This window comes from Nocardioides mesophilus, from assembly GCF_014395785.1.
GTDB lineage: Bacteria > Actinomycetota > Actinomycetes > Propionibacteriales > Nocardioidaceae > Nocardioides_B > Nocardioides_B mesophilus.
In genome coordinates this window covers 2399089-2415464 of the sequence record NZ_CP060713.1, presented here as the reverse complement: position 1 = coordinate 2415464, position 16376 = coordinate 2399089, and the positions used below count along the sequence as shown (strand labels likewise).

The 16376-nt window shown below is 74.8% G+C and carries 16 protein-coding genes; 4 read left to right on the top strand and 12 right to left on the bottom strand.

Translation table 11 applies throughout. The annotated features are described in order from the left end of the window. Positions 1–33: 33 nt before the first annotated feature. Positions 34–708 carry a hypothetical protein gene (locus H9L09_RS11580; RefSeq protein WP_187577113.1) on the top strand — a complete coding sequence of 225 codons (675 nt, stop codon included), beginning with the start codon at positions 34–36 and terminating at the stop codon, positions 706–708. Between the two features lie 52 nt (positions 709–760). Here the strand turns inward: H9L09_RS11580 and H9L09_RS11575 are convergent, their stop codons facing one another. After that, positions 761–1450 (bottom strand): demethylmenaquinone methyltransferase, encoded by a 690-nt coding sequence (locus tag H9L09_RS11575; RefSeq protein WP_187577112.1) that lies wholly within the window; start codon positions 1448–1450, stop codon positions 761–763. Between the two features lie 59 nt (positions 1451–1509). Here H9L09_RS11575 and H9L09_RS11570 point away from each other — a divergent pair, with 59 nt between their 5' ends. Further along, complete coding sequence (locus H9L09_RS11570) at positions 1510–2811, top strand: isochorismate synthase (protein ID WP_187577111.1); 1302 nt, start codon at positions 1510–1512, stop codon at positions 2809–2811. 28 nt (positions 2812–2839) lie between these two features. Here H9L09_RS11570 and H9L09_RS11565 read toward each other — a convergent pair whose 3' ends face one another. The 5 genes from H9L09_RS11565 to H9L09_RS11545 form a co-directional block, all read right to left on the bottom strand. Further along, positions 2840–4732 carry a Na+/H+ antiporter gene (locus H9L09_RS11565; RefSeq protein WP_187577110.1) on the bottom strand — a complete coding sequence of 631 codons (1893 nt, stop codon included), beginning with the start codon at positions 4730–4732 and terminating at the stop codon, positions 2840–2842. A gap of 58 nt (positions 4733–4790) precedes the next feature. Continuing rightward, positions 4791–5705, bottom strand: a complete 915-nt coding sequence (locus tag H9L09_RS11560; protein ID WP_187577109.1) for a helix-turn-helix transcriptional regulator — start codon at positions 5703–5705, stop codon at positions 4791–4793. Positions 5706–5826: 121 nt separating this feature from the next. Next, a complete protein-coding gene (gene menD / locus H9L09_RS11555) occupies positions 5827–7560 on the bottom strand; it encodes a 2-succinyl-5-enolpyruvyl-6-hydroxy-3-cyclohexene-1-carboxylic-acid synthase (RefSeq protein WP_187577108.1) in 1734 nt (577 codons plus the stop codon). Further along, positions 7557–8549: an o-succinylbenzoate synthase gene (locus H9L09_RS11550; protein ID WP_187577107.1), complete on the bottom strand. Its 993-nt coding sequence runs from the start codon at positions 8547–8549 to the stop codon at positions 7557–7559. Before H9L09_RS11550 ends, menD begins: the two co-directional genes overlap by 4 nt. Continuing rightward, a complete protein-coding gene (locus H9L09_RS11545; RefSeq protein ID WP_246455974.1) occupies positions 8542–9615 on the bottom strand; it encodes an AMP-binding protein in 1074 nt (357 codons plus the stop codon). The genes H9L09_RS11550 and H9L09_RS11545 overlap by 8 nt, the downstream gene beginning before the upstream one ends. Positions 9616–9650: 35 nt before the next feature. On the opposite strand from H9L09_RS11545, the gene H9L09_RS11540 reads away from it, so the two are divergent. Next, positions 9651–10523 carry a 1,4-dihydroxy-2-naphthoate polyprenyltransferase gene (locus tag H9L09_RS11540; protein WP_187577106.1) on the top strand — a complete coding sequence of 291 codons (873 nt, stop codon included), beginning with the start codon at positions 9651–9653 and terminating at the stop codon, positions 10521–10523. Between the two features lie 27 nt (positions 10524–10550). Here H9L09_RS11540 and cds1 read toward each other — a convergent pair whose 3' ends face one another. Further along, positions 10551–11675 carry an L-cysteine desulfhydrase Cds1 gene (gene cds1, locus H9L09_RS11535; protein WP_187577105.1) on the bottom strand — a complete coding sequence of 375 codons (1125 nt, stop codon included), beginning with the start codon at positions 11673–11675 and terminating at the stop codon, positions 10551–10553. Beyond that, positions 11676–11942, bottom strand: coding sequence for a DUF4229 domain-containing protein (locus H9L09_RS11530; protein WP_187577104.1), 267 nt, complete (start codon positions 11940–11942; stop codon positions 11676–11678). A 69-nt stretch (positions 11943–12011) separates the two neighbouring features. Between H9L09_RS11530 and H9L09_RS11525 the strand changes: the two genes are divergently transcribed. Next, a complete protein-coding gene (locus H9L09_RS11525) occupies positions 12012–12212 on the top strand; it encodes a hypothetical protein (RefSeq protein ID WP_223164008.1) in 201 nt (66 codons plus the stop codon). 43 nt (positions 12213–12255) lie between these two features. Here H9L09_RS11525 and ccsB read toward each other — a convergent pair whose 3' ends face one another. From ccsB to H9L09_RS11505, 4 genes are read right to left on the bottom strand one after another with little or no spacing between them, the layout of a single operon-like run. Next, positions 12256–13263, bottom strand: a complete 1008-nt coding sequence (gene ccsB / locus H9L09_RS11520) for a c-type cytochrome biogenesis protein CcsB (RefSeq protein WP_246455973.1) — start codon at positions 13261–13263, stop codon at positions 12256–12258. Continuing rightward, entirely contained in the window at positions 13260–14999 is a 1740-nt protein-coding gene (resB, locus tag H9L09_RS11515) for a cytochrome c biogenesis protein ResB (protein WP_246455971.1), read from the bottom strand. Before resB ends, ccsB begins: the two co-directional genes overlap by 4 nt. After that, entirely contained in the window at positions 14996–15742 is a 747-nt protein-coding gene (locus H9L09_RS11510; RefSeq protein WP_223164351.1) for a cytochrome c biogenesis CcdA family protein, read from the bottom strand. The genes resB and H9L09_RS11510 overlap by 4 nt, the downstream gene beginning before the upstream one ends. 14 nt (positions 15743–15756) lie before the next feature. Next, complete coding sequence (locus H9L09_RS11505) at positions 15757–16359, bottom strand: TlpA family protein disulfide reductase (RefSeq protein ID WP_187577102.1); 603 nt, start codon at positions 16357–16359, stop codon at positions 15757–15759. Between the last annotated feature and the right edge of the window lie 17 nt (positions 16360–16376).

The following is a 16376-nucleotide window of genomic DNA, read 5'->3' as shown; positions in this document are numbered from 1 at the left end:
GAGCCACCGCCCACCACGAACCGAGGAGTCGCCATGACCCAGATCGCCAGCACCCAGGAGTCCAGCACCCACGTCTCCACGACCCCGGCCCGCGCCCGCACCGACGTCGGGGCGCCCGTCTCGGCGGCCGGGGGCCCGTCGACGGCGACCGTCCGCCGGCTCGCGCTCGGCCTCTCCGCCGGGGCCTTCACCTGGGCCGTCGGCAGCTTCGCCTACGGCTTCGCCCCGACGAACGAGACCGGCGTGAAGATCAGCGACCTGACCGGCCTGGCCTTCCAGCTCGGTCTGTGGTCGCTGCTCACGCTGCAGCGACGGACCCGGGCCACCGGAGTCACCCGCGCGGCGCGGGCGATGTTCCTCGTCGAGCACGTGCTGCTGACGCTGGCGATGGCCTGGACGTTGGTCCACGCGCTGGTGCCGGCCGCGCGCGGCACCCTCTGGCTCGGCGTGCTCGACCTGTTCTGGCCGCTGTCGATGATGGGCATGTTCGTCATCGGCGTGAAGATCGCGCTCGCGGGCCGCTGGCGCGGGGCGGCCCGGGTGTGGCCGCTGGTCGCCGAGAGCTGGGTGGTCGTGACCCTCCCGGTGCTTGCCGTCTTCGGCCACCAGGCGGGCGACCTGGTCGGCTCCTCGCACCTGCTGGTCGGCTACACCACGCTCGGCCTGCTCGTCGCCGCCCGGCCGGCCCTGGTGCTCGACCGCGGGTGAGCCCGCGCGGGGGCGCCGCTCGGGGGCGTCCCCCGCTCCCCCGCAGGACGGGTCAGGCGGTGGCGCGGTGCAGCGCGACGATGCCGCCGCTGAGGTTGTGCCACTGCGTGCCGTGCCAGCCGGCCGCATCGATCCGGCGGGCCAGCGCCTCCTGGTCGGGCCAGGCGCGGATCGACTCGGCGAGGTAGACGTAGGCGTCCGGGCTCGAGGAGACGGCGCGCGCCAGCGAGGGCAGCGCCTTCATGAGGTACTCGATGTAGACGGTGCGGAACGGTGCGTTGGTCGGGTGGCTGAACTCGCAGACCACCAGCCGGCCACCGGGCCGGGTCACCCGCAGCATCTCGCGCAGGCCGGCGTCCGGGTCGACGATGTTGCGCAGCCCGAACGAGATCGTCACCGCGTCGAAGGTGTCGTCGGCGAACGGCAGCCGGGTGCCGTCGCCGGCGGTGAACCCCAGGTGCGGCCGGGCCTGCTTGCCGACGCGGAGCATCCCGAGGGAGAAGTCGCAGGGCACCACCTCGGCGCCGCGGTCCGCGAACGGCTGGCTGGAGGTCCCGGTGCCGGCGGCGAGGTCGAGGATCCTCTCCCCGGGACGCGGGTCCACGGCGTCGACGGTGCGGGTGCGCCAGCGCCGGTCCTGGCCCAGCGACAGCACGTCGTTGGTGAGGTCGTAGCGGCGGGCCACGTCGTCGAACATCGCCGCGACGTCGGCGGGCAGCTTGTCGAGGTCGGCTCGGGTCACGGCGCCAACGATAGGGCGGACCCCGCAACCTTCGGCGCCCGGTCGTAGGCTGGGTCCTCGTGAGGCAGTCCGGTACCCCTTCGGCCGCTCCGGCCCCCGAGGCCGCACCGCTGGTCGTGCGCACCGTCGAGATCGACGACCCCGGCCCGCTGCTCGCCCTGCTCCCCGACTCCGGCCCCAACGCCTGGGTCCGACGCGGAGAGGGCCTGGTCGGCTGGGGCGTCGCCGCCGAGCTCCGCACCGCCGGCCCCGACCGGTTCGCCGAGGCGCGTGACTGGTGGGCCGGGCACGCCGGCACCGCCGTGGTCCGCGATGAGGTCCACGAGCCGGGCACCGGCCTGGTCTGCTTCGGCTCCTTCGCCTTCGCCGACGAGCCCGGGGACAGCGTGGTGGTCGTCCCCGAGGTGGTCGTCGGCCGACGCGGTGAGCGGACCTGGCTGACCACCGTCACCGCCGGCGGGATCAGCACCCCGCCGCTGCTGGAGGCCGCCGGCGAGCCGCCCGCCCCGGTGGACGTGACCTTCGCCGACGGCGCGGTGGGCGGCGCGGCCTGGGAGGGGGTGGTCGCCGAGGCGGTACGCCGGATCGCGGCCGGCGAATTGGAGAAGGTGGTGCTCGCCCGCGACCTGCTCGCCACGGCCGCCGAGGACATCGACGTACGGTGGCCGCTGCGCATGCTCTCCGAGGGCTACCCCACCTGCTGGACCTTCCACGTCGACGGGCTGTTCGGTGCCACCCCGGAGATGCTGGTGCGCCGCGAGCGCGGCCTGATCACCTCCCGGGTGCTGGCCGGGACGATCCGCCGCACCGGCGACGACGCCCGCGACCTCGGCCTGGCCGCGGCCCTCGCCCGCTCCTCCAAGGACCTCGAGGAGCACGAGTACGCCGTCCGCTCGGTGGCCGACGCGCTCGCGCCGCACTGCACGTCGATGAACGTGCCCGAGGCGCCGTTCGTGCTGCACCTGCCCAACGTCATGCACCTGGCCACCGACGTGGCCGGGGTGGTCCACGACACCGCCACCGCGCTGGACCTGGCCGCCGCGCTGCACCCGTCGGCGGCCGTCGGCGGCACCCCCACCGACCGCGCCCTCGCGCTGATCTCCGAGATCGAGGGCATGGCGCGCGGTCGCTACGCCGGCCCGGTCGGCTGGATGGACGCCACCGGGGACGGCGAGTGGGGCATCGCGCTGCGCTCCGCCGAGCTCGACGGGCCGCGGGTCCGGCTGTTCGCCGGCTGCGGGATCGTGGCGAGCTCCGACCCGCAGGCCGAGCTGGCCGAGGCGCAGGCGAAGTTCGTGCCGGTGCGCGACGCGCTCACCACCGACGGCCGACCGGCCGAGGGCCGTCCCACCGAAGGCTGACCGGCCCGCCGAGAAGCCGCCGTACTGCTCAGCCGAGCTGCTCGTCGACGAAGCACCAGCGCCACACCTCGCCCGGCTCCGCCGAGCGGATCACCGGATGGGTGGTCGCGCGGAAGTGGCCGGTGGCGTGCCGCCGCGGCGAGGAGTCGCAGCAGGCGACGTTGCCGCAGGTCAGGCACTGGCGCAGGTGCACCCAGGTGGTGCCCTCGCGCACGCACGCCTCGCACACCCGGATGTCCACGGACTCCTCGGGCACCGGCGCCGCGGCCAGGTGCTCGCACGCCGGCGGCGTCCCGGTGCCGCCGGTCAGTCGCGCGTCGGTCTCCGACTCCCGGTCCCGGCGCTCGCCGTGGTCGGCCAGCATCGACTCCTCGACGTCGAGGGCGGTGAGGACGTCGGCGATCACCTCGTGCGCCACCCGGCCGCTGGAGCGCACCTCGAGCACCTTCTCCCGCTCCGCCTGCAGCATCTGCCGCCGCAGCCGGGCGTAGGCCTCGCTCGGCGTCTCCTCGCCCGGGGCGGAGCCCCCGACCCGCTCCCACGCCGCGAGGTCGCGCTGCTCCGCACGCATCCGCACCTTCTCGACCGTGCCGTGGAGGTCCTCCTCCTCGGCGGCGTGCTCGTCGAGCCACGCGGTCCCAGCGGCGCTCGCCTCCTGGAACAGCGCGGCGCGGGTCAGGGCGTCCCCCCGTGCGTCCGGTCCGACGAGGCCGAGGCGACGGACCAGCCACGGCAGCGTCGAGCCCTGCAGGAACAGCGTTCCCGCGGTGACGAAGAGGGCGATCAGGATCAGCAGGTCCCGCTCGGCGAAGTCCTCGGGGATCACGAACGCCGCGGCCAGGGTGACCACACCGCGCATGCCGGCCCAACCGAGCACGGTCGTCTTCGCCCAGGACGGGTGCTCCCCGGCGTGCGGGCCGTCGCCGGGATAGACCAGCAGGTAGCGGGCGGGGTAGACCCAGACGAAGCGGGCCACCACCACCGCCGCCAGGGTCGCCACGCAGGCGGCGACCACCTCGGTCCACGGCACCTCCCCGACGACCGCCTCCACGATCGAGCGGAACTGCAGCCCGATCAGCAGGAACACCAAGTTCTCCAGCAGGAACGAGATCGTCCGCCAGTTGAGCCGCTCGGCGATCCGGGACGAGGCGGTCTGCAGCACCGGGGCCTGGTGGCCGAGCGCCAGCCCGGCGATCACGACCGCGAGCACGCCGCTGCCGTGGAAGGACTCGGCGACGACGTACGCCGCGAACGGGGTCACCAGGGAGACGCTGGTGTCGAGCACCGGGTCGGTGACCCGCTTGCGCAGCCAGCCGACCACCACGAAGACGAGCAGCCCGACGGCCACTCCGCCGACCGCGGCACGGACGAAGTCGAGGCTCACGTCGAGGAACGACACCGCGCCGAGGGAGGCGCCGATCGCGGTGCGCAGCGCGACCAGCGCGGTCGCGTCGTTGAGCAGCGACTCGCCCTCGAGGATGGTGACGGTGTTGCGGGGCAGCCCGATCCGGCGGCCGATCGCGGTGGCGGCGACGGCGTCCGGCGGGGCGACCACGGCGCCCAGCGCGAACGCGGCCGGCCAGTCGATGCCGGGCACGACCGCGTGGACGACCACGCCGACCACGGCCGTGGTGAACGCGACCAGGCCGATCGAGAGCAGCAGGATCGCCCGCCGGTTCGCGTTGAAGTCGACCAGCGAGGTCTGCAGCGCCGCGGAGTAGAGCAGCGGCGGCAGGAAGCCGACCAGCGCCAGCTCGGCGCTCAGCTCGACCTCGGGGAAGAACGGCACGAACGAGGCGGCGGCGCCGATCGCGACCAGGGCCAGCGGCGCGGGGATGTCGAGGCGGTGGGACGCGGCCGCCACCGCGATGACGACGGCCATGAGGACCGCGACGGTCACGACGAGATGCACAGCGGCCATTCTCCCCCGGCCGGGAGGGTGCTCCCGTCGGGGGACGAGTCGTGGACCGGGCGACCGGTCAGGTGCGCGGCTCGGCCACCCAGCGCATCGGGTCGCCCCAGCCGAGGTCGGTGATGCCGGCCGCGTCCAGGGCCAGCGCGACGAGGGTGCGCCGGTGCGCCGCGAAGGTCAGGACGTGGGCGATCATGCCGCCGTAGGTGAACACCTCCGCCGGTTCGCACAGCGCGTCGACGAACGTGTCGTCGAGCCGGCCCTGGTCGATCACCTCGCGGACGTGGGCGAGGTACGTCGGTCCCTCGACCGCGAGCCGGGCGCGCAGCGAGTCCAGCGACTCGTGCTCCTCGACGGACCAGTCGTAGTCGCGGTCGGCCAGCGCGGCGTTCCACATGCCCATCTGGCCGACCAGCCGGGAGAGCAGCGACCGGATCGTCTGCGGGTCCTCGTCGACCGACAGCTCGATCCGCCGGTCGAGCTCGTCGTCGGGGAGCCGGGCCGCGTGGGCGATCATCTCCCCGGTCAGCCACACGTGGTGCTCGACCATCGAGGTCAACAGGTCCATGGGGGTCACCTTCTGCTGGGCCGGCAGCCGCAGGCTGCCGGGTGGGTGGAAGTGCACGTCGTTCGGCGCCGGCAGCCGGATCTGTCCGGGCCGGCCCCGCCACTGCTGCGGGCTGACGCCGTACGCCCGGGCGAACGCCCTGCTGAACGCCTCGTGCGAGCCGTAGCCGGCCTCGGCACCGACGTCGATGATCCGGGCCCGGGTGGTGAGCAGCCGGTAGGCCGCCCGCTCGAGCAGGATCCGGCGCCGGAACGCGGCCGGCGGCTCGCCACCGACCGAGCGGACGATCCGGTCCAGGTGGAACCGCGACAGGTAGAGCCGCCCGGCGAGCACCTCACCGGTCGCCCCGGGGTCGTCCAGCGCCTCGGCGAGCACCCCGACGAAGCGGGTGAAGTGGTCGGCCGCGGTGCTCATGAGGTCGATTCTGCGTCCCCGGACCGGCGCGGCGCTTGATCGTCCTTGCGCAGGCCGGTTCACGTCCGCCCGGACCCACGGGTCGCTCGGGGCCTCGCGTGCTGCCGGGGTCCGCCGGCGGTCAGGACAGCAGGGCCCGGACCTGCGCGTCCAGGTCACGGCGGCCCGCGCGGCCCACGACCGCCTCGACGACCTCGATGCCTCCCGCCGGGCTGGCCAGGGCGTGCTGCAGCTCGGCGAGGGTGTCGACCCGCCAGTGGGGGGTGCGGGTCGCGGCGCACAGGCTGGCCAGGTCGACGTGGTGCGGCGTGCCGAACAACCGCTCGAACGCGTCGGCGTACGGCGGCGCGCCGGGCTCCAGCGACGCGAAGATCGACCCTCCGTCGTCGTTGACCACCACCACGGTCAGGTCCGGCCGCGGCTCCTGCGGCCCGAGCACCAGCCCGTTGGAGTCGTGCAGGAAGGTCACGTCGCCGAGCAGCGCGAACGCGCGGCTGGTGCTCGGCCGGCCGAGTGCGGCACCGATCGCGGTGGAGACCGAGCCGTCGATGCCGGCCAGGCCGCGGTTGCCGATCACCAGCCGCCGGTCGCCGACGCGGTAGCGCGGCACCATCAGGTCCAGGTCGCGCACCGGGTTCGAGGCGCCGACGAACAGCAGCCCCTGCGGCGGCAGCGCGGCGGCCACCGCGGCGGCGACCTGCTGCGGCGCCAGCGCCGGCTGCGCGGCGAGCAGCGCGTCGAGGGCGCGGGAGGTGTCGGCGTCGCGGCGCAGCCACTCCTGGAGCCAGTCGTCGGGGTGCGGCGGGTCCAGCTCCGGGGCGTCGGCGCGCCAGGTCGGCACCGCGCCGTCGAGGGCGAGGCCGGTGACCACCCGGTGCACCGCGTGCCCGGGGTCGGACCAGCCCGCGTGGCCCTGCACCGCGATGATCTCGACGTCGTCGCGGGCGAGCAGCCGGCTCACCGGCCGCGAGAGCGTCGGGTGCCCGAAGACGACCACCCGCTCGATCCGGCCGGCCAGCTCCTCGTCGGCGAGCAGCAGCCGGTAGGTCCGGACCGCGTTGGCTCCGGTGCGCGAGCCGCTGGTCGGCTCCGCCAGCAGCGGCCAGCCGGCCGACTCCGCGAGGATCCGGGCCGGAGGTCCGGCGTCGTCCCCGGCGACCACGACGGTGCGGCGCTCCCGGTCGATCGGCTCCGGCGAGGGCAGCGGCGGGTCGCCGGGCAGCATCCAGGGCGCGCCGTGCGGCCGCGGCGACCCGGTCGGGGTGTCCCAGCCGTCGGCGTCACCGGGGGCGAGCGGCTCCTCGAACTGCAGGTTCAGGTGCACCGGGCCGGGTCTGCCTCCGAGCCGGCCCCGGGCGGTCCAGGCGGCCTTGGCGGCCAGCGCCCGCCACCCGGCGAGCTGGCGGGCCTCGCCCGGACCCGGGTGGGCGGCCGGGACGTCGGCGAACAGCCGGACCGCGCCGCCGAAGAGCTTGACCTGGTCGGTGGTCTGGTTGGCGTTGGTGCCGCGCAGCCGGGCCGGCCGGTCGGCGGTGAGCACCAGCAGCGCCAGTCCCGCGTGCGAGGCCTCGAGCACCGCGGGCAGCAGGTTGGCGACCGCGGTGCCGGAGGTGGTGACGACCGGGACGGGGGTCCGCGAGGTGCGGGCCAGCCCGAGCGCCAGGAAGCCGGCCGACCTCTCGTCGACGCGGGTGTGCAGGGCGAGCCGGCCCTCGACGTGCGCGGCGTGCAGCGCGAACGCCAGCGCGGCCGACCGGGACCCCGGTGACAGCACGGCGTGCCGGACGCCGCAGCGGACCAGCTCGTCGACCAGCGTGCTCGCCCAGGCCGTCGCGGCGTTCGCGGGAGTGCTCACGAGGACCGATCCTCCCCCATCGCGGAGGCGCGCGCCTCGACCTCGGCCAGCCGGGCGCGCCAGTGGGCCTGCCGCTCCGGGGCCGCCGCCAGCCGGGCCAGCGCCGCCGGGTCCACCGCCGGGGCCCCGACCGGCAGCGCGCCGTCGACCGGCAGCAGCGGCCGGACGGCGACGTCGTCGGTGAGCAGCTGCACGGTGGCCAGGCCGCACGCGAACGGCAGCTCCGGCAGCGCCGCCGCCAGCGCGACCCCGGCCGCGATCCCGACCGAGGTCTCCAGGGCGCTCGAGACCACCACCGGCAGCCCGATGTCCTCCGCGATGCGCAGGCAGGCCCGGACGCCGCCGAGCGGCTGCACCTTGAGCACCGCGACGTCGGCGGCCTCCAGGTCCCGCACCCGGTAGGGGTCCTCGGCGCGCCGGATCGACTCGTCCGCGGCGACCGGCACCTGCACCCGACGACGTACGACGGCGAGGTCCTCCACCGAGGCGACCGGCTGCTCGACGTACTCCAGGCCGCCGGCGGCCCGGTCCAGCAGCGCCACCGCGCGCACCGCCTCCTCGACCGACCAGAGCCCGTTGGCGTCGACGCGGATCCGGCCGTCCGGGCCGAGCGCGTCGCGGACCGCCTCGAGGCGCGACTGCTCCTGCGCCAGCGTCTGGCCGGGCTCGGCCACCTTGACCTTCGCGGTGCGGCAGCCGGCCGAGGCGCGCACGATCGCCGCGGCCTGCTCCGGCCCGACGGCGGGGACGGTCACGTTGACCGGCACGCTGTCGCGCAACGGTGCCGGCCAGCCCTCGTCGGCGGCCTCGCGTGCGGCGCGCAGCCACGGGGCGGCGACCCGGGCGTCGTACTCCAGGAACGGGCTGAACTCGCCCCAGCCCGCCTCCCCGCGCACGAGCATCCCCTCGCGCACCGTGATGCCGCGGAAGCGGGTGCGCATCGGCACCGACCACACGTGCCAGTCGCGGGGCGGCCGGGACTCAGGCATCGGGCCGCCCTGCCAGCTCCGCCAGCCGCAGCCGGTCGGTCTTGCCGTTGGGCAGCAGCGGCAGGTCCTCGACGCGCAGCAGCTGCCGGGGGGCCCAGGACCGCGGATGCTCGGCGGCCACCCAGTCGCGGGCGTCGTCGAGGGTCAGCTCGCCGACCACCACGGCGACGACGCGCCGGCCCCACTCCGGGTCCGGCACCCCCAGCACCTCCGCGGCGCGCACCGCCGGGTGCTCGCGCAGCCGGGTCGCGACCGCCGGCCCGGGGACGTTGACGCCGCCGGAGAGCACCACGTCGTCGGCGCGGCCGAGCACCTGCAGCCGGCCGTCGTCGTCGATCCGCCCGAGGTCCTGGGTGAGGAACCAGCCGTCGGCGAGCACCTCGTCGGTGAGGTCGGGAGCGCCGGCGTACCCGTCGAACAGCACCGGTCCGCCGATCCGGATCCGGCCGTCGCCGCGGATCGCCACCGCCACCGCGTCGAGCGGCACCCCGTCGTAGACGCAGCCGCCGCAGGTCTCGCTCATCCCGTAGGTGGCGACCACCCGGACGCCGGCCGCGGCCGCCCGGGCACGGAGTTCGGCGGGCACGTGCGCGCCGCCGACCAGGACGGCGTCGAACCGGCGCAGCGCCTCGAGGTCGGCGCTCCCGTCGCCGCCGTCGCTGTCGCCGCTGTCGTTCGGGGCACCGGGCAGCATCCGGTGCAGCTGGGTCGGCACCAGCGAGACGTAGCGACGACCGCCGGTCAGCCGGCCGGCCGCCGCGGCGAAGTCCCCGTCCTGGATCACCGGCTCGGTGCCGGAGCGCAGCGAGCGGAACAGCACCTGGAGGCCCGCGACGTACGTCGGCGGCAGGTTGAGCAGCCACTGCCCGGGGCCGCCGAGCCGGGCCGCCGTGGCGTCGGCCGAGGCCCGCAGCGCCCGGCGCGACAGCAGCACCCGCTTCGGCTCGCCGGTGGACCCCGAGGTCTCCACGAGCAGCGGCTCCGGCTCGTCGGCTGCGGCGTCCCAGGCCCGGAGCAGGTCGAGCAGCTCGGCCGCGGTGCCACGCAGGGGTCGGAGGCTGCTCACGAGGCCCCACCGTATGCCTGCCACAATCACCACCCATGGCAACCCCTGAGCAGTGGCTCGCCGGCGCCCGACCCCGGACGCTCCCGGCGGCGGTGGCGCCCGTCCTGGCCGGCACCGCGGTGGCTGCCTACCTCGACTCGGTCGTGTGGTGGAAGGCGCTGCTGGCCCTGGTCGTCGCGCTGGCGCTGCAGGTCGGGGTCAACTACGCCAACGACTACTCCGACGGGGTGCGCGGCACCGACGCCGACCGGGTCGGCCCGATGCGGCTGGTCGGCTCCGGCGTCGCGGCCCCGCCCGCGGTGAAGCGGGCGGCGTTCGCGGCGTTCGCGGTGGCCTGCGCGGCGGGCCTGGTGCTGGTGGTGACGACGTCGTGGTGGCTGCTGCTGGTGGGCGCGCTGTCGGTGGCGGCGGCGTGGTTCTACACCGGCGGCTCCTCGCCCTACGGCTACCGCGCCCTGGGCGAGGTCATGGTGTTCGTCTTCTTCGGCCTGGTCGCGGTGCTCGGGACGACGTACGTCCAGACGCTCACGCTGCCGCTGCCCGCGTGGTACGCCGCGGCCGGGACCGGGGCGCTGGCCTGCGCCATCCTGGTGGTGAACAACCTGCGTGACGTGCCCACCGACCGTGTCGCCGGCAAGCGCACCCTGGCGGTGGTGCTGGGCGAGGAGCGGACCCGCTACCTGTACGCCTTCCTGGTCGCGGTCGCGGCGGTCCTGCTGGTCGGGGTGGCGCTGGAGACCGGTCTGGGCGCGCTGCTCGGGATGGCGTTCCTGCTTCCCGCGGTGCCCGCCACCCGGGTCGTGCTCGACGGGGCCGGCGGCCCGGCGCTGGTGCCGGTGCTGGGCAGGACCGGGATGGCCGAGCTGCTCTACGCCGCCGGGATGTTCCTGGGGCTGCTGCTCACCTGATCCGCCGGCGCTGCCGGGGCCGCGGGCTCAGCTGCTGGGCTCGTGCCAGTCGCCGGACTGCGCGAACTTCTCCAGCGTCGCCAGGTACGGCGCGATGTCGAGGCCCTGGGCGGCCAGCCACCCGTCGTCGTAGTAGGTGTGGCCGTAGCGCTCGCCGCCGTCGCAGAGCAGCGTGACCACCGAGCCCGCGCGGCCGTCGCGGCGCATCCCGGCGATCAGCCGCAGCGCCCCCCACAGCGCGGTCCCGGTGGAGCCGCCGACCATCCGGCCGGTCACCGCGCTGCACCAGCGGGCGGCCGCGATCGAGGCGGCGTCGGGCACCGAGATCATCTCGTCGACGACCGAGGCGATGAAGGACGGCTCCACGCGGGGCCGGCCGATGCCCTCGATGCGCGAGCGGCCCTCGGTGGTGCAGCCGGGGTCGCCGGTGGCCCAGCCCTCGAAGAACGCGGAGTTCTCCGGGTCCACCACGCACACCCGGGTGTCGTGGCGGCGGTACCGGACGAACCGTCCCAGGGTGGCCGACGTGCCGCCGGTGCCGGCGCCGACGACCACCCAGGAGGGCACCGGGTGCCGCTCCAGCGAGAGCTGCTCGAAGATCGACTCCGCGATGTTGTTGTTGCCGCGCCAGTCGGTGGCCCGCTCGGCGTAGGTGAACTGGTCGAGGTAGTGGCCGCCGCACTCCTGTGCCAGCCGGCGGGCCTCGTCGTACATCGTCGCCGGGTCCTCCACCAGCTGGCAGCGGCCGCCGTAGAACTCGATCAGCCCGATCTTCTCCGTCGAGGTCGAGGCGGGCATCACCGCGACGAACGGCAGCCCGAGCAGCCGGGCGAAGTAGGCCTCCGAGACCGCGGTGGAGCCGGAGGAGGCCTCGGTGACCGTGGTGCCCTCGTGGATCCAGCCGTTGACGAGCGCGTAGAGGAACAGCGAGCGGGCCAGCCGGTGCTTCAACGAGCCGGTGGGGTGCACCGACTCGTCCTTGAGGTAGAGGTCGACGTCCCAGTCGGCCGGCAGCGGGAAGACGTGCAGGTGGGTGTCGGCCGAGCGGTTGGCGTCGGCCTCCACCCGGCGGATCGCCTCGCTCACCCACGCCCGGTCGGCGCTGCTGTCCCGGCTCGCCACCGTGCAGCAGCCCTCGCGGCGGGTCTCCATTCAGTCCACGTCTTCCCGCGAGCGGGCCCGCTCGAAGGACTCCGACGCCCGGTGGGCGCGCCGGTCCACGACGGCGGCGAAGCGCTCCCGCGGGATCCGCAGCAGCGGGTAGGAGACCACGGCCGAGATCGCCGCCGCGAGCAGCAGCGGCCAGAGCAGCGGGAGCTGCTCGCCGCCGGTGACCAGCAGGTAGATGCCGGCCACGACGGCGTACGACGCCACGAAGACGCCGAGCCGGGCGAGGGTGTAGACCGCGAACTCCTTCACGTGCTCCAGAGTAGTCACCCGGGGCTTGCTGCCCAGGCATACCCTGGACCCGTGGGTAGGGCAGTTCTCGTGATCGCAGTCCTCGCGCTCGTCATCTATCTCCTGATCCGGCTGGTGGAGAAACGCCGAGGCGTCCGTCAGCCGCGACCTCAGCAGCCTCCGCGGCGTCCGGTCGTCGCCCCCGACGACGACGTCGACTTCCTGCGCGAGCTCGAGCGCCGCAGACGTCGCCAGCAGCGCGACGGGCAGCCCGAGCAGCCCGACAACTAGCCGCCGGCGTGGCCGCGCTTCGGCGGGCCCGGTGGAACGGGGATCAGCCGCCGGCGTAGGAGTGCATGCTGCCGCCGCCGAAGAAGAAGTTGATCCCGACGAAGTTGAACAGCAGCGTGGCGAACCCGACCAGCGCGATCACCGCGGCGGCGCGGCCGCGCCAGCCGGCGGTCGCCCGGGCGTGCAGGTAGGCGGCATAGACCACCCAGCTGATGAAGGCCCACACCTCCTTGGGGTCCCAGTTCCAGTAGCTGCCCCAGGCGTACTCGGCCCACACCGGGCCGGCCACCAGGGCCGCGAAGGTCCAGATCGGGAAGCCGAAGGCGTGCAGCCGGTAGGCGACGCGGTCCAGCGACGGCAGGTCGGGGAGCCGGTCCAGGTAGCCGCCGGGACGCAGCCGGCCGCGGTTGATCGAGCGCTCCTTGACCAGGAACAGCAGCGAGGCGATCGCGCCGACCGCGAAGGCGCCGGAGGCGATCACCGCGGCCATCACGTGGATCACCAGCCAGTAGGAGTGCAGCGCCGGCACCAGCGGCCCCGCGGGCACGTAGAGCAGCAGCACCGCCAGCATCAGCACGATGATCTCGAAGCCGGTGACCGGCAGCCCCATCCAGCGCAGGTTGTGGCGGCGGCCCAGCACGAGGTACATCAGCGAGACGCCGAAGGCGCCGGCCAGGGTGAACTCGTACATGTTGCCCCACGGCACCCGGATCGGGTCCGAGCCGAGGCCGCGGGAGACCAGCGCCGCGAAGTGCAGCAGCACCGCCACGATCGTGAGCGCGACACCGATCCGGCCCCACTTCTCGATCCGCAGCTCGGCGTCCTCGTCGGCCTCCCCGTCGGGGCCCGCGGTCGCCGTCAGCGTGGTCCCGGAGGCGCTGCCGCCGGCCCCGGAGGCGGGCGCCGCCACCGCCGCCCGCGTCGTGCCCGCGCGGGAGACGGCCCGGGTGGCCGACCACTCCATCACGTGGGCGAGGAACGCCAGCGTGTAGACGATCGAGGCGAACATGATCGCGTTGTTGGAGAAGGCAGCGAAGTCCGCGGTGCTCACGATCTCTCCTCGTGGTTCGGTGCGTCGTTGTCGTTCGGTACGTCGGAGCCGGACACGTCCGGGACGTCGGGGCCGCCAGGGCTCTGCGCATGCTCACCGGCCGCTCCGCCGCGCAGGCGGCGCTCCAGCTCGTCGATCTCGTCGCCGAGGTCGCCCCCCGAGCTGCGGTCGAGGCCGGCCAGCTCCACCACGGTACGCCGCCGCCCGGAGCCGCCGGGACCGGCCGGCCCGGCGGGCCGGACCCGCACCCAGGCCCGGCGCGGCCGGATGAACAGCGAGCCCATCAGCCCGAGGATGCCGAGGATCACCCCGAACAGCGCCCAGCCCTTGCCGGGGCTGTCGCTGACCTGGAGCTTCACCCAGCGCTGGACCCCGTCGAAGCGGATCGAGCCGGCGCCCTGGGGCAGCTGCACCTCGTCGCCCGGCGAGAGCTTGATCCGGGCCGCGGCCCCGCGGGAGGCGTCCTTGCTCTTGAACGGCTTCAACCGGTCCTTGTCGAGCTGGTAGACCGACTGGGGCTTGCCGTCGTCGAGGCCGAGGTCGCCGGAGTAGGGCACCAGGGAGAGCACCGGGTCCAGGGCGTCGGGGAACTGGGAGAACGGTCCGCGCGCCATCGTGAAGCCGTAGGTCGGCAGGAACAGCCCCTCGAAGCCGAGCTGGGTGGGGGCGGCGTCCGGCACCTTGATCACCCCGAAGGAGGCGAACGAGCTGTCCTGGGGCAGGAACACCGCCGGCCCGGAGAAGGCGACGTCGCCGTTGCCGTCCTTGACCGTGACGACCGGTGCGTAGCCGTGGCCGACCAGGAACACGCTGACCCCGTCGAGGGTGAGCGGGTGGTTGACCGCGACCTCCTGGGTCTTCTCCGGGGCACCCGGCGTCGCGCTGTAGCGGACCTTGGCCCGGAAGTCCCGGGGCTGGCCCATCTGCGGGCCGCTGGTCAGGAAGTCGACGTCGAAGTCCTCGACGGTCAGGTTCAGCGGGGTCAGGTCCTGGGGGTCGAAGAGCGATCCCGGCGCGAAGTCGTCGTACTGCGTCAGCGAGTTGGAGAAACCCTGGCCGACCACGGTGATGACGCCGCCCTTGTAGCCGAACAGCTGCCCGGCGGCGAACGCGACCAGCACCAGCAGCACCGAGGAGTGGAACAGCAGGTTGCCGGCCTCGCGCAGGTAGCCGCGCTCCCCCGCCACCGCGTCACCGTCGACCTCGACCCGGTAGCGGCGCCCGCGTAGCACCGAGACCGCCCGCTCCAGCACCGCCGCCGGCTCCCCGTCGAGCTCGAAGGTGCGCGACTGCGGCAGCCGGGCGAGGTTGCGCGGCGCCCGCGGAGGACGCGCCCGCATCGCCCGCCAGTAGACCCGCAGCCGGGGCACCACGCAGCCGACCAGCGAGATCATCAGCAGGATGTAGATCGCCGCGAACCAGACCGAGCCGTAGACCGAGAACAGCCCGAGCGCCTCGTAGATCGGGGTGAGCCGGGGGTGGTCGGCCTGCCAGCCGTTCACCGCGATCGCGTCGATGTTCTCCTGGGGCACGACGCTGCCGGGGACGGCCGCGAGCGCGAGCAGGAACAGCAGCACCAGCGCGGTGCGCATCGAGGTCAGCTGTCGCCACGCCCAGCGCGCCAGCGCGACCGGGCCGAGCCCCGGGGGCGCCGGCGGCGGGGTCGGGTTGGAGGCCGCTCCGCCCGCGCCGGCGGCGGGCCGCGGCGAGGCGTGGTCGCGATCGGTCAGGCTCACACGACCACCTCGAAGCCGCCGACCCAGCCGCGGAGCTCCGCGACCCAGACGTCCCACAGCCCGCTGACCAGCAGCAGCCCGACGCCGATCAGCATCACCCCGCCGACCCGGGTGACCCAGGCCTGGTGGCGGCGTACCCAGGCGACGGCGCCGAGCGTGCGCCGGAACGCCAGGCCCGCCAGCACGAACGGGATGCCCAGGCCCAGCGAGTAGGCGACGCTGAGCGCGGCGCCGCGACCGGCGGTGCCCTCGTGCAGCGCCAGGGTCTGCACGGCCGCGAGGGTGGGCCCGATGCAGGGGGTCCAGCCGAGGCCGAAGAGCACGCCGAGCAGCGGTGCGGCCGCCAGCCCGACGGCCGGCACCTTGTGCACCCGCACGTCGCGCTGGAGCCAGGGGACGAGGCCGAGGAAGGCGACCCCGACCAGGATCGTCACCACCCCGAGCACGACGCTGATCGGCCGCATGTACTCCCACAGCCAGTCGCCGAGCGCGCCCGAGAGCGTGCCGAGCGCGACGAAGACGAACGAGAAGCCGAGCACGAACAGCACCGACCCGAGCACCATCCGGCCGCGCCGCGCCTCGGCGAGGTCGGCTCCGGAGAGGCCGGTGGCGTAGGAGAGGTAGCCCGGCAGCAGCGGCACCACGCACGGGGAGAAGAACGAGACCAGCCCGGCCACCGCGGCCACCGGGAGCGCGAGCACCAGCGAGCCCGAGAGCACCGTGCTCTCGAACCAGCCGGCCAGGTCCATCGCGACGATCACGAGGCCTCGCCGCCCTGGACTTCCTCGACGAGGTCGTAGAGGGTCGTCCGGGTGATCGGGCCCTGGACGCTGGCGGCCACCCGGCCCTCGCGGTCGATGATCACCGTGCTGGGGATCGCGTTGGGCACCAGCGTGCCGCGGAACGCCAGCAGCGTGCGGCCCTGCTGGTCGTAGATGCTCGGGTAGGGGATGTCGAAGGTGCGCACGAAGGCCCGGGCCTGCGCCCGGTCGGGGTCGCGCGAGTCGATGCCCAGGAAGGCGACGTCCTTCGCCGCCAGGTCGCGGGCGGCGTCGGCCAGCATCGGCGCCTCACCGCGGCAGGGTCCGCACCAGGAGCCCCAGACGTTGACCACGACGACCTGGCCGGCGTAGTCCGAGAGCGCCAGCGGCTCGCCGTCGATGGTCGTCCCGGAGACCTCGCCCGGCGCCTCCCGCTCGGCGGCGGGCAGCGTGGTGATGATCCCGGCGCCGGAGACGAAGCCCTGCTCGCCCGAGCTGCCGACGTCGCTGGAGCAGCCCGTGAGCGTGGCCGCCACGGCCAGCCCGGCGAGGGCGGCCGCGGCACGGGTACGGCGGCGTGGCGGGAGCGACGGCGTCATCGGCTCAGGCGTCCTCG

Excerpts from the sequence above, each read along its gene's own strand:
- H9L09_RS11580 (WP_187577113.1), top strand. The coding sequence starts at position 34 with ATGACCCAGATCGCCAGCACCCAGGAGTCCAGCACCCACGTCTCCACG.
- H9L09_RS11565 (WP_187577110.1), bottom strand. The coding sequence starts at position 4,732 with ATGGCCGCTGTGCATCTCGTCGTGACCGTCGCGGTCCTCATGGCCGTC.
- H9L09_RS11560 (WP_187577109.1), bottom strand. The coding sequence starts at position 5,705 with ATGAGCACCGCGGCCGACCACTTCACCCGCTTCGTCGGGGTGCTCGCC.
- H9L09_RS11550 (WP_187577107.1), bottom strand. The coding sequence starts at position 8,549 with ATGCCTGAGTCCCGGCCGCCCCGCGACTGGCACGTGTGGTCGGTGCCG.
- H9L09_RS11540 (WP_187577106.1), top strand. The coding sequence starts at position 9,651 with ATGGCAACCCCTGAGCAGTGGCTCGCCGGCGCCCGACCCCGGACGCTC.
- cds1 (WP_187577105.1), bottom strand. The coding sequence starts at position 11,675 with ATGGAGACCCGCCGCGAGGGCTGCTGCACGGTGGCGAGCCGGGACAGC.
- H9L09_RS11505 (WP_187577102.1), bottom strand. The coding sequence starts at position 16,359 with ATGACGCCGTCGCTCCCGCCACGCCGCCGTACCCGTGCCGCGGCCGCC.